General features: G+C 41.4%; 10 protein-coding genes and 1 other annotated feature. All 10 genes read right to left on the bottom strand.

The features are described 5' to 3' along the window. Positions 1-54 precede the first annotated feature (54 nt). Positions 55-555: a 50S ribosomal protein L10 gene (rplJ, locus tag HT732_RS02980; RefSeq protein WP_001287277.1), complete on the bottom strand. Its 501-nt coding sequence runs from the start codon at positions 553-555 to the stop codon at positions 55-57. A 38-nt stretch (positions 556-593) separates the two neighbouring features. Beyond that, positions 594-729: a sequence feature (ribosomal protein L10 leader region), on the bottom strand. A gap of 75 nt (positions 730-804) precedes the next feature. Next, on the bottom strand, positions 805-2,064 hold the full coding sequence (locus HT732_RS02975; RefSeq protein WP_173253904.1) for a TRZ/ATZ family protein: 1,260 nt from the start codon (positions 2,062-2,064) through the stop codon (positions 805-807). Between the two features lie 102 nt (positions 2,065-2,166). Continuing rightward, positions 2,167-3,915: an ABC transporter ATP-binding protein gene (locus HT732_RS02970; RefSeq protein WP_173253903.1), complete on the bottom strand. Its 1,749-nt coding sequence runs from the start codon at positions 3,913-3,915 to the stop codon at positions 2,167-2,169. 1 nt (position 3,916) lies between these two features. Beyond that, on the bottom strand, positions 3,917-5,641 hold the full coding sequence (locus HT732_RS02965) for an ABC transporter ATP-binding protein (RefSeq protein WP_173253902.1): 1,725 nt from the start codon (positions 5,639-5,641) through the stop codon (positions 3,917-3,919). Between the two features lie 60 nt (positions 5,642-5,701). Continuing rightward, on the bottom strand, positions 5,702-6,640 hold the full coding sequence (gene msrB / locus HT732_RS02960; protein WP_173253901.1) for a peptide-methionine (R)-S-oxide reductase MsrB: 939 nt from the start codon (positions 6,638-6,640) through the stop codon (positions 5,702-5,704). A gap of 213 nt (positions 6,641-6,853) precedes the next feature. Then, on the bottom strand, positions 6,854-7,723 hold the full coding sequence (gene thrB, locus HT732_RS02955) for a homoserine kinase (RefSeq protein ID WP_173253900.1): 870 nt from the start codon (positions 7,721-7,723) through the stop codon (positions 6,854-6,856). A gap of 1 nt (position 7,724) precedes the next feature. After that, positions 7,725-9,011, bottom strand: coding sequence for a homoserine dehydrogenase (locus HT732_RS02950; RefSeq protein ID WP_173253899.1), 1,287 nt, complete (start codon positions 9,009-9,011; stop codon positions 7,725-7,727). A gap of 150 nt (positions 9,012-9,161) precedes the next feature. Further along, positions 9,162-9,899, bottom strand: a complete 738-nt coding sequence (mecA, locus tag HT732_RS02945; RefSeq protein WP_173253898.1) for an adaptor protein MecA — start codon at positions 9,897-9,899, stop codon at positions 9,162-9,164. Between the two features lie 200 nt (positions 9,900-10,099). After that, positions 10,100-11,134, bottom strand: a complete 1,035-nt coding sequence (locus HT732_RS02940; protein ID WP_173253897.1) for a prephenate dehydratase — start codon at positions 11,132-11,134, stop codon at positions 10,100-10,102. Continuing rightward, the gene (locus HT732_RS02935; RefSeq protein ID WP_173253896.1) at positions 11,127-12,596 is read right to left on the bottom strand and encodes an O-antigen polysaccharide polymerase Wzy; all 1,470 of its coding nucleotides are present in this window, start codon (positions 12,594-12,596) and stop codon (positions 11,127-11,129) included. Before HT732_RS02935 ends, HT732_RS02940 begins: the two co-directional genes overlap by 8 nt. Position 12,597: the final 1 nt, after the last annotated feature.

Genomic DNA, 12,597 nt, shown 5'->3' with positions numbered 1-12,597 from the left:
GTTTTTAAATTTATAATAGATTTTCGTAGCTAGGCTACGCTGCGTAGCTTAAGATTAAGCTGCGTCTTCTTTGTTGTCTGCAACCGCTTTGACTGCAAGAGCAACGTTGCGCACTGGCGCTTGAAGTACAGAAAGGAGCATAGAAAGAAGTCCTTCGCGGTTTGGAAGAGTTGCAAGTGCAAGAATCTCTTCTTTAGATGCGACAGCGCCTTCGATTGCACCACCTTTGATTTCAAGTGCTTCAGCGTTTTTAGAAAAGTCGTTCAAGATTTTCGCTGGTGCGATAACATCTTCGTTAGAAAATGCTACTGCAGATGGTCCAACGAATACAGATGCAAGATCTTCAAGACCAGCTTTTTCAGCTGCACGACGCAAGATTGAGTTTTTAATCACTTTATACTCAACTTCGCTTCCACGAAGCTCACGACGAAGAACTGTATCTTGCTCAACTGTCAAACCACGAGCGTCAACAACGACGATAGATGCAGCAGCTTTCATTTTTTCAGCTACTACGTCAACTAGTTCCGCTTTTTTAGCAATAATTGCTTCACTCATTAGTGTGTTCACCTCCGTTATTATTTTGCTTGGGGAAATTTTTCAAAAGAAAAACGCGCCCAAACCTAGACACGAAAGTACAATACGCTTCTTTTTACATGATACGTTTTGTCCTCGGTAGGATATTTATGAGTCGAGCTCCCCTACTGTCTTAGGCAGTTTTTTCAAACCGTATATAAGTATAGCATAGTCAAAAAAAGAATGCAAGATTTTTGCAAACTTTTTTTAAAATTTTTCGTGATTTTTCTTTTAAAGTTCTACTGTTAGGACTTGACCTTGATTAACAACCTGTTCTCCTGCAATATAGACATCATCAACATCACTGGATTTGACTGCATAAACCAGGTGAGAAAGCATATTTTCCTGAGGTTGAAGATGGATTTTCCCTTGTGGTTGGATGACCAGAAAATCTGCTTGCTTGCCGACTTCCAAACTTCCTATCTGTTCGTCCATTCCAAGAACCTTAGCACCTTCTATCGTTAGAGCTTTGAGAGCTGTTTCGATAGGGAATTGGCTGGCATCCCCACTTTTCATCTTCTGAAGAAGGGCTGCAGTCCGTCCTTCCTCAAACATATCAAGGTTGTTGTTGGAAGCTACCGAGTCAGTGGCAATTCCGACTGCTACTCCCGCTTTTTGGAGCTGGATAATTGGAGCAATTCCTGAGGCCAGTTTGAGGTTACTGATAGGATTGTGGGCAATAGACACTTGAGAGGTTGTCAAGCGTTCAATTTCTCTCTCGTCTAGTTCGACCCCATGAGCAAAGACAGACGGATGCTCTAAGTAACCCAGTTCTTCTAAAAAGGCGAGGGGGCGTTTGCCGTATCGTTTCAGGATAATGCCTGACTCCTCCTTGGTCTCCGCCACGTGGATATGGATTGGAATAGCAAGCTCTTTTGCCATGTCTATGCTTTCTTCTAGCAAGTCTCTACTACAGCTGTAGGGAGAATGTGGGGCTACCATCACCTTGAAATTTGGATTTTTATATCCAATAATTTCTTCAATGATTGCTCGAGTTCTGCTTATAGTTTCAGCAGTTGTCTCTGCCTCTGAAGAAAAGAGGGTCGGTGAGAAATAACAACGCATCTTGGAAGTTTTCACTGCCTGATAAATCCGCTCAATATCCACACCATTGGGATTATACATATCGTTGAAGGTTGTTGTTCCTGACTGGAGCATCTCTGTCAGAGCTTCTTTGACCGCCTTAGTGGTCATGTCGGGAGTAAATCCTGCTTCTGCAGGCCAGATATAATCATTGAGCCATTCATGGAGATTGCTATCATCTCGAATCCCTCTCAAGCCTGTCATTGCAGAGTGGGTATGGCAATTAACCAAACCAGGCATAATCCAGACTCCCTGATAGTCTATAATCTGCTCAGCTTGCTCTAAAATCTCTGACTTCTCTTGACCAACATAGACGATTTGAGAATCCTTAACTGCTAAGATTCCATTCAGATAAACATGGAAATCTTGATCACAAGTCACGATATTTACATGCTGAAAGACTTTCATTGTTTTTCTCCTTCTAAGGCCTTGATTTTTTTCTAGCTATTGTAACAAAAAAGTCACCCGAAGGCAACTTTTTTCGTTCATAAGATTTTAAAATAGAAAGGCTTATTCAGAGCTAAAAGCGGCAGCTTGCTGCATTTGGTAATACTTGCCTTTTCTAGCCATGAGGTCCTGATGATTACCATGCTCCACAATGTCGCCATCCACCAAGACTAGAATCATATCCGCATCCTGAATGGTTGACAAGCGGTGGGCAATGATAAAGCTTGTACGCCCCTTCATGAGTTTTGCAAAGGCATCCTGAACCAATACTTCTGTCCGTGTATCAATGGAGGAAGTCGCCTCGTCTAAGATAAGAATCTTTGGAATAGCCAGAAAGACTCGAGCAATAGTCAAAAGCTGGGCCTGACCAACAGAGAGTGATTCACCCGCATTTTCCAGTTTGGTATCATAGCCCTGCGGCAGTTGTTGGATAAAGAAATCTGCATTAGCTGCTTTTGCAGCAGCAATCACTTGCTCTCGACTGGCTTCAGGATTGCCAAAGGCAATATTGTCATGAATGGTTCCTTGCTTGAGCCAGGTTTCTTGGAGCACCATGCCAAACTGCTGTCTCAATGATGCTCGGGTATAGTCGTAAATGGAACGACCGTCCAGCAAGATATCTCCCGAGTTAATGGGGTAAAATCGCATAAGGAGATTGATAAGAGTTGATTTCCCAGCACCTGTCGGACCAACGATGGCCACCTTGCTACCAGCTGGAATATCAATAGATAAATCCTTAATCAAAATCTTTTCAGGATGGTAGCCAAAAGAGACATGTTTAAAGGAAATAGCTCCCTTAACTTGGTTACTAGTCAAGACTTCCTTGCCACTTTCAGCCACCTCAGGACTCCCTAAGACAGCATAAACACGCTCTGCGCAAGCGAGAGCACTTTGCAGCTCAGCTAGCACTGAAGAAATATCGTTAAAGGGCTTGGTGTACTGTTGAACATAGTTCAAAAAAGTCACTAAACGGCCGATGGTCAAGGTAGAGCCTATCATGATACGATAAGCTCCCACTCCAGCTAGAAGGGCATAAATAAGCGCATTGACAAAGCGAGTCGAAGGATTGACCGTTGAAGAATAAAAGATAGCTGACTGAGAATAACCTGCATAGTTGTCATTAGCCTCACGCAGCCTTTGGATAAATTCTGCCTGAGCATTAAATGACTGGATAATGGTTTGCTGGCTAAGAGATTCTTCAATCAACTGAGTCTGAATCCCCCTTGTCTCTGTTTGCTTTTGGAAGAGATGATAGGATCGTTTGGCAATGAAGCGTGAAATCACCATGGATAGTGGAGTCAACAGCAAGACCAAGAGGGTCATGAGGAGGTGAATTTGCAGCATGGCTAGAATACTAACCAAAATCATCAAGACACCAATAAAAAATTGGTTAAAAATCATGGTCAAGCCAGCTGCCAACTGTTCTATGTCTGTGGTCACACGACTGACCATTTCTCCACTGCTCTGCCGATCCACAAAAGCAATCGGTAAACGATGGAGCTTATGGATGATTCTCTCTCGCAAGTCTCTGGTATAAGAGAAGATTAGGCGATTATAGAGAAGAGGATTGGCCCATTGTACCAGAGTATTTCCTATGACTACCAAGAGCATCTGGAGAAAAATCTGCCAAAAAACTGGTGAAGAACCAGCCACCAGGACTTGATCAATGACCTGCCCAATCAAGATAGGTAGGTAAATCGATAAGCCAACCTGGGCAATAGTTCCTAGAAAGGCTAGGAAAAGGAGGAAGGGATGGCTTGCTAAATCTTTTGCCAAGCGTGTGAGCGTCTGGTTTGCAGTTTGTCGTCTCATACTAGTCCTCCTTACCATGTTGGGATGCATTGATTTCGCGATAGACTTGACTAGTTTGCATCAATTCCTCGTGCTTGCCAACAGCTAGTAACTCACCTTTTTCCAAGAGGAGAATCTGGTCAGCCATCTGAAGCGTCGAGGTTCGTTGAGAAATCAAGATTAAGCTCGTGTCTGGTAAATTTTCTCGGATAGCTCTCAAGAGCTTGGACTCGGTAATGGTGTCGAGGGCCGAAGTTGCATCATCTAGGATGAGAAACGGAGCCTGGCGCAAGACTGCTCGTGCGATAGACAGCCTTTGTTTTTGACCGCCCGAGAAATTTCGCCCTCCTGCCTCAACTAGGACATCCAAGAGTCCTTCCTTATCACTGACAAAATCCTTAGCTTGCGCAATCTCCAAGGCTTGCCAGAGTTCTTGGTCAGATACTTCTTGATTTAAACCCAAAGTCAAGTTGGAACGAATAGTTCCTTTAAAGAGTTCGACCTTTTGGGGCACATAGGCAATCCAAGACCGCCACTGCTCAAGATTACGAGGACTAGATCCATCTCGATAAAGGTCAATGCTTCCCTCGTCTGCTGGGTAAAGTCCAAGGAGGACTTGCACCAAGCTTGATTTACCAGAACCTGTTCCCCCAATGATACCAAGGATTTGCCCTTGCTTCATATCAAAGGAAATGTCTCTCAGAGAAGGCTGGGCCGCATCAGGATAGGTAAAGGTCAGTTCTTGAACTTGTAAAACCTGATTGCTGGTAACTTGCTTTTTCTCTAATTCTGAATGGATGTCTTCTGGAGCCTCAGCAAAGACTTCCTCAATTCGCTTGGCTGAGATGTAGGACTGGTTGAGAGAATTGATCAGCATAGCTAGTTTGACCAATTCCACCAAAATCTGTAGGAGATAGTTGATAAGGGCAATGAGAGCACCTTGACTGAGCAATCCTCCTTGAATAGAAACATATCCCTGCCAGATAATAACGAGGAGAGTTCCATTAACAATCAGATAGGTCAGGGGTGTTAATAAACTGGACCAGAAACCTGTTTTTTCTTGTAATCTTGCATAAACTTGGTTAAGGGTTTGAAAAACCTGTAACTCTCGTTTTTCCTGACCAAAAGCACGGATAACTCGCATTCCTTGTAATTGCTGGCGCGTTTCTTGAACCAGTTGGTCCGTTTTCTTTCTGAGAACACTGTAGAGAGGATTAACCAGTCTAGAGAGTCCTACAATAACAATGGTCAAAATGACAACCATGACCAAAAACCAAAAAGTCAGCTCAGCTGAGATTCGATAGGCCATAAAGATAGCCCCAAAAACGATAATAGGCGCTCGCAAAAAGAGACGCAGGAATTGATTGATACCAGTCTGAATCTGGTAGGTATCCGAAGTCAAGCGAGTGACTAAGCTAGAAGTGGTCAAACGATCTCTGCTGTCCTTGGGCAAGGAAAGAATATGACGATAGAGATCATCTGTCAGTCCTTTGGCAAATCCAACAGCAGCCTTAGCTGAGTAGAACTGGGCTATTAAGGCCACTACAACACCAATTACTGCAAAAATAAGGAGCAGGCCAATCTGCATCCAGAGATGACCTTGATTTTTCTGGGGCAAGGATTGGTCAACAATCCCAGCAATCACCATGGGAACCAAGAGCTCAAACACAGCTTCTAACAGCTTGAACAAGGGTGCTAAAATCGATTCCTTGATGTAGGGTTTAAAGTAAGATAATAGGTGTTTCATAAATCCCTTCTATTCGTATTCTGGAAATGAAGAAAGTGGGAAGCACCCACCCTCTCTGTTCTATTTGTTTAAGTAAGGCAATAGATAGCCATATCCTGCTTCTTCCATCTCATTCTGGGCCACAAAGCGCAAGGAAGCAGAATTAATACAGTAACGAAGTCCACCTAACTCCCGAGGGCCATCTGTGAAAACATGACCCAAGTGAGCGTTTCCTGACCGAGAACGAACCTCGATTCGCTCCATTCCATGACTCAGGTCCTTGTAATAATGAATCAATTCCTTGGAAATCGGACGGCTAAAACTTGGCCAACCACATCCTGAGGCAAACTTATCCTTGGCAAAAAAGAGTGGCTCACCTGTCGTGATGTCTACATAAATTCCCTCTTCAAAGGTTTGGTCATAGGCATTGGTAAATGGAGCCTCTGTAGCAGCTTCTTGGGTAACACGATAGGACTCTTCAGTTAAGCTTTCCTTTAACACCTCTTGACTAGGCTTTTCATAGTTAGAGGCATCAATCAATGGCTTATCAGCATCGGTCACATCGATATGACAGTAACCTGAAGGATTCTTCTTAAGATAGTCTTGGTGGTAATCTTCAGCCAGAATATAGTGGCGAAGTTTCTCCACTTCTACTGCAATCTTTCGACCTAGCATGCGCTCCTGCTCCTGCACCACTGTGAAGATAGCTGGCAAGTCTGCTTCGTCCTGGTAATATATACCAGTCCGATACTGACGTCCACGGTCATTTCCTTGTTGATTGACTGATAATGGATCAATAACACGGAAATAATAAAGTAAAATCTCTCTGAGTGACACTGCTTTCTCATCGTAAATCACTTGAACCGTTTCTGCATGGTCTGTTTCCTTTAGCAACTGGTAATTGGTCGTTTCAACTTGTCCATTAGCGTAGCCAACACTGGTTGCTAGCACTCCAGAAATTCGTGAAAAATACTCCTCTAAGCCCCAAAAACAACCACCTGCTAGATAAATTTCTGCCATCTTTATTTCTCCTTTATCACGTTTTTAACTAATACTCTTCGAAAATCTCTTCAAACCACGTCAGCTTACATCTGCAACCTCAAAACACTGTTTTGAGTAGCCTGCGGCTAGCTTCCTAGTTTGCTCTTTGATTTTCTTTGAGTATAAACCTCTTTTCAAAAAAAGGATAGGAAGCCCTCTGGTCGAGAGTTTCCCCATCCTATCTTCTATTCTTTATTTTGCTTGGACACGGACACCTTGGGTATCAACTTTCAAATCATGCAGTTTGCCTTTGAAGAGTTGCTTTTCCAATTCTGCCTTAATGGCTGGCATCTTGTCATGAGAGGCCAAGACCATAACTGTCGGTCCGGCACCAGAGAGATAGGTCGCATAGGCACCATTCTCTTTGGCTACTTGCTTAATCGTCGCGAATTCTCTCACCAAGTCCTGACGGTAACGTTCGTGGAAGAGGTCTCCCTCGATTGCTTGCCCAGCTGTCACCATATCTCCTGCTAACAAAGCCGCAACCGCCACATTGGCGATAGAACTAGCCGTAACAGCTTCCTTGTAAGACAATTTCTTAGGCAAGACGCCACGGCTGTCTCGAGTACGCAATTCATAGTTTGGAATATAGGCTAGAAAATCACACTCTGGGAAGTCTGCTACGATAGCAGAAACTTGTCCATCAACAGAGCTTGCAATAACGAGATTACCATAAATAGCTGGAGCCACATTGTCAGGATGTCCTTCAATCTTGGTCGCCAACTGCAATTTTTCATGGTCTGACAAGTTGAGCTGACCCAGTTGGTTGGCTAGTTCAATCCCAGCAACAATAACCGAGCTGGAAGAACCCAAACCACGCGCCAAGGGAACATCACTGGTCATTTTCAAACGTCTTGGTTGCAAGTCTGGAACAATTTGCAAAGCAATTTTGAGCAAGAGATTACGCTCATCGTGGGGAATCCATTTGCCAATCTGGTGTTCAATCAGCCACTCATCTCGTTCTTCGTAGACCTCGATTTGAAGATACTTGGTTACAGCTACACCGACCGAGTCAAAACCTGGCCCGATATTAGCACTGGTTGCAGGTACAATAATCTTCATCTTATTCTCCTAGCACCTTGAAGGTATTCAAGAGGTCGAATTCTGAAACCTTCTTCAATTCAGCTGAGACATTTTCAAGCTGGGCTTTATTAATCTTGTGTGTAATGATCACAACACGCGCCTTATCACCTTCTTTGCCATCTTGGAGGATTTGCTTGAAGGAAATATCTTGAGCATTGAAGATTTCAGCCAATTTCAAGACCTGACCTTTTGAGTCTGGAGCCAAGATTGAGAAGTAGTAATTTGCTTTAATATCTTCTGGATTAGCTAAGACCAAATCACGGCTATATTCGTTGAAGTCTTTGCCAATGGTACCATCATTTAAGCGACGAACGATACGGACAATATCTGCTACAACACTTGTTGCAGTTGGTTTTTGACCAGCACCTGGTCCATAGTACATAGACTCACCAATACCGATAGATTCTACAAAGACAGCGTTCATTACGCCATTCACACTAGCAAGTGGGTGTGCTTTAGGAAGGAAGGTCGGCGTTACTTCTGCAGCAATACCTGAAGCAGTTTCCTCGATAGAACCAACCAATTTCACTACATAACCAAGGTCTTGGGCTACAGCTACGTCTTCTGGTGTGATATTGCGAATTCCCTTGTGGGCCACATCGTCAAATGCAACCTTCATACCAAAGGCAAATTGACTCAAAATAACCATCTTGTAGGCTGCATCGATCCCATCTACGTCATTTGTCGGATCGCTTTCTGCAAAACCAAGTCTTTGCGCTTCCGCAAGAGCATCATCGTAAGACCAGCCTTCTTCCACCATCTTTGTCATCATGAAGTTGGACGTTCCGTTAACTACTCCAAGTACGCGCGTGATTTTATCAGAAGCCAAGGAATTTGCTAGAGTACGAAGAATTGGAATCCCTCCAGCTACTGCTGCTTCGTAGTAAAGTGCTACCTTGTTAGCTTTAGCGATTTCTAACAATTCTGCACCATGGACAGCCAAAAGGTCCTTGTTAGCAGTAACAACGTGTTTGCCAGCCTCCAAGGCACGAGTGATAAAGGTTTTAGCTGGTTCGATACGCCCCATCAATTCCACTACAATCGTAATGTCTTGGTCTGATAAAATATCATCCACATTGGTTACAAAGTTAAAGTCATTCCCTGTAGCAAGCAAGCGATTCTTTTCATCTTCATCCTTGACCAATACCTTAGCAACTTCAATCTCTGAATGTGCTGATTGATTGATTTTTTCTCCATTTTCCTTTAGGAGGAAAGGCACACCACTTGCAACGGTACCAAATCCTAGTAAAGCAATTTTAACTGTCATGTTTGTCTCCTCGAAATTTTCTAATATAGCCATTATAACAGAATTTTGTGAAAATTCCTATTATAGTAAATCACTATTTCAGTATAAAAAGAAAAAACGAATCAGACGATTCGCTCTTCTCAAAATCTAGAAAAAGCTTTCCAGAAATGATTATCCGATTTTTTGCAGATTAAGCACTGCATCGTGATTCATCAAGACTTGGCCATACTCCTGCAAGACTGAGCGACTGATGTCGCTATCGTCCGCAAACTCGCGCATACGGGCCAACAGCCAAGCTGGATATGGACTTGGATGATTTTCAATATCCACTAAAATGGTCAAATAATAGCGCTCATTCATCTTATAGAGTTCAGAAGTCTCCATTTCAAAAGTCACTGTCTTGGCAAAAGCCACCAAATCAGCTAATTTTTCAAAAGAAAGGATGTAATAGATGTAGGGCTCTTTCTTGTTCTCAACTTCTTGTTGATCCTGCTCCTGCTCTTCTTCCTTGGCTTCAACTTGCTCTAAAGATTGAATGGCTTCGATGTCATCCTTAGTTTTGTCCGCGATACTTTTTTCTAAGGTTTTAATAAACTCATCTGGCGACATTTGGGCCAATTCTTCCATATCTGGTAAATCCGATAAGTCTTCAAAATCTAGATTTTGGTCAATCTTTGATTTGGTTACAAAGACATCTACCTTATCAGGTTTTGGAGTTACACGGAAGCTCAACATGCCTGTATCCAGAAAGCTATCAGGCATCTCTAACTCATCCAAGATAGCATAAAAGAACTCTTCTGTTTTTTCTTGAGGAACGAGAAAGTCAGCAATCTCCATGCCACGATCCATCAAATCCTCTAAAGACATCGTGATTTTCAAAGTTGTATCACTAATTTGTTTCATTTTCATTGCTAGTAACCTCATACTTTCAGTTCTATCTATTATACTAGATTTTTATGATTTTATCAAAAGAAGGCTCCTCTATACGGATAGATTTTCCATAGGGTAACTTCTGTAGGAGACTCCAAAAGAAAATTTCTGCAGACAAATAGAAAAAGCCTTCAAAATCGGCTCTTAGCCAACTTTGAAGACCTGATACATCAGAATCCTTATAATTTAAAGGTTGCTACACCGAGGATAGAACGATTTAAGTTTCTGAGAATTTGAAGACTTTGCTCAAATTTCTTATAACGAGTCACTCCGTATTCTTCAACAAGAAGGACTGTATCTCTTTCTAAAAGAGATGGTACATCTTGTAAATCGACAAAATGCATTCCTTTTAAAGCCTCTTGATTTTGTTTCAATTTATCTAGGATAGCTTTGTTTGAGCTAACGATGGTCAATTCCTGTCCAGCGTTTTTGTATGACAAAACATCTGCTAGGTTAGCAATTGTTGTAATCTCTGTTACAAAATCAATTTGATATTGAGAAAAATCACCTGCTCTATTGATTGTTGGGTTAAAAAGATAAACCAATACATTTCCCATCACAACCAAAATCACACAGACTACTCCAATAACAGCTAAACGGAGAATCAAATTCTTCACATTCAATCCAAGCGCTGTCTCACCATTTGCATTCAATTCTTTAGAGTTGATGGTTTCCAATTTTTCAATTTTTACATTTGCATAAGTGTGTTTAAATTTCTCAATCAATCCATCAATTTTTCGCTCTAACAAGTCATTGACATCTTTACTTGGTGTCAAAATTTTCACACCAACCCCTGCATCGTCAATCATATAGTAGACGGTCAGTTTTTTCCACCAATAATCATTCGTAGAATTTTTCAAGGTTGTTTCTGTCGTATCCAATTCACTAGCAATTTTTTTCAGTTCACTCGGTTCTACATCATTGAAAAGATAAGCTCCATTCAAATTCCCATCAATCAATTTCCCGTAGAAATCACTATAACCACCAATTTGATGATTCAAAATCGTTTTAGCTGAATCTTCTGGAGGGGTGATTTTATAGCTGATATAAGTTGAATAACTTGTTGTGTCTTTGACAGTATTTTTATTCTTAACTGCTTTAATTGTAAATGGTACAGCAATAAGAGCAAATAAAGCGATGAGAGCTAAAATATTTGCTTTTCGTTTTTTATAAAGATTTGCAAACAAATCAGCTACTGAATAATGTTCAAACATGATTTTTTTCTCCTTTGTTGAGTAGATACTGGTTCTCTTTTGTAAGCATTTTTGCTACAAATATAATCACAAGAACAATTCCCCAGAATTGCATTGTAAATAGATTGAAGAAACTTTCTGAAAAGCTACTTCTTGGCATAAAGAATAGATTATTCAAGATGAGTAGGGACAAGGCAAATAGGATTGTTCTTGAACGATAGGCTACTTGCAGCATGGCTATGAATAGCATACCGAGTAAGAGACTAAGTAGAAAGACCCCTATCATACCATAGTCTGTATACAACTCCATGATATAACTACTTCCGATACCATGTCCTTTCAAGTATTCCTTGTTCAAAACAAGATAGGACAAATTGTGGGCATAACTATTACTATCGATAGCTAGCTCCACACTATTGGTTGTATGTTCAAAGGCTTTTCCTCCGAAAATGGCCCCCAAGCTTCCCCTTGCAAAATAATCAAGAACAGGACCAAAAGTAAAATTACGGAAATCTCGGTAAGGGAGGCTACTGTTAAATAGAAAACCTCGAGCCAAGACACCAAAACTAGTCCCTTGTTTATAGATAAAGTCAAGTAAGATATCCCAGAAACCTGTATGGGAAACTTGGACATTATCCCGTACATAATTGAGCACTCCCATCGCTAACATGAGAATAGGAGAACCTACAAAAATTGCTAACTTTTCTTTAAACCCAATCCATTTTCCTTTTTCAGTTTGCTCCCGCATAAAGTAATAAACAAAAGCAAATAAAATACTTAAAATAAAGGGATTTCGTGTCCCGATTGCCAAATGAATAGTATTAGCTGCAATAAAGGAGACAAGCACTGCTGTGGCCTGCAATTTCTTTGGCTTGGTTGCCAGATACATACACATTGCGTAGACCGTAAAGGTAGACAAAATGTAGGTAAAATAAGGCAGTTTACTTTCAAAATTTGCATAGTAGGCATAGTAGGAAGTCTGCAAGCGATACAGGAGCCGTTCGAATAACCGAATGAAATAGAAAGGATAGGTGAGAAGAAAAACTCCTAGCGAAACAAAGCGCAACCTCTTGGTATAAACCTCTTTTAGAGAATTTCCTATATTTGGTACTTTTATTTTCTTCCTAGCTATGAAGTAACGAGCCAGGACGCCTCCTGTGGTCAAGCCCAGAATCGAAACCATGACGACTATAAAGGCAAAACGATAGGCTATCGGATGATAGGTATCCAGAGCGCCATCCCTAAAATAATCAATGGTCGGTCTTGATACCAGAAAGACAAAAATAGTTAAATAGAAAATAAAATGGATTAAGTAATACTTGATATCATTCCAGCAGGCAATTAAGCTACTAACCAGTAAGAACAATAAAGTAGAAAGCAAGCTAACATTATTATTATTAAACAGATACACAATTCCACTTACTAGCGTCAAGGCATAACTGACTATGGTCAAACTAAATAATAATCGTTTTCCATCAATCACT

Source organism: Streptococcus sp. 5346 (assembly GCF_013277455.1).
In the GTDB taxonomy this organism is placed as follows: domain Bacteria; phylum Bacillota; class Bacilli; order Lactobacillales; family Streptococcaceae; genus Streptococcus.
This window is presented reverse-complemented; position numbering and strand designations above follow the sequence as displayed.

What these genes read in the sequence shown, in the direction of transcription:
- HT732_RS02975 (WP_173253904.1), bottom strand. Translation starts at nt 2,064, where the DNA reads ATGAAAGTCTTTCAGCATGTAAATATCGTGACTTGTGATCAAGATTTC.
- HT732_RS02970 (WP_173253903.1), bottom strand. Translation starts at nt 3,915, where the DNA reads ATGAGACGACAAACTGCAAACCAGACGCTCACACGCTTGGCAAAAGAT.
- msrB (WP_173253901.1), bottom strand. Translation starts at nt 6,640, where the DNA reads ATGGCAGAAATTTATCTAGCAGGTGGTTGTTTTTGGGGCTTAGAGGAG.
- HT732_RS02940 (WP_173253897.1), bottom strand. Translation starts at nt 11,134, where the DNA reads ATGTTTGAACATTATTCAGTAGCTGATTTGTTTGCAAATCTTTATAAA.
- thrB (WP_173253900.1), bottom strand. Translation starts at nt 7,723, where the DNA reads ATGAAGATTATTGTACCTGCAACCAGTGCTAATATCGGGCCAGGTTTT.
- HT732_RS02965 (WP_173253902.1), bottom strand. Translation starts at nt 5,641, where the DNA reads ATGAAACACCTATTATCTTACTTTAAACCCTACATCAAGGAATCGATT.
- mecA (WP_173253898.1), bottom strand. Translation starts at nt 9,899, where the DNA reads ATGAAAATGAAACAAATTAGTGATACAACTTTGAAAATCACGATGTCT.
- HT732_RS02950 (WP_173253899.1), bottom strand. Translation starts at nt 9,011, where the DNA reads ATGACAGTTAAAATTGCTTTACTAGGATTTGGTACCGTTGCAAGTGGT.
- rplJ (WP_001287277.1), bottom strand. Translation starts at nt 555, where the DNA reads ATGAGTGAAGCAATTATTGCTAAAAAAGCGGAACTAGTTGACGTAGTA.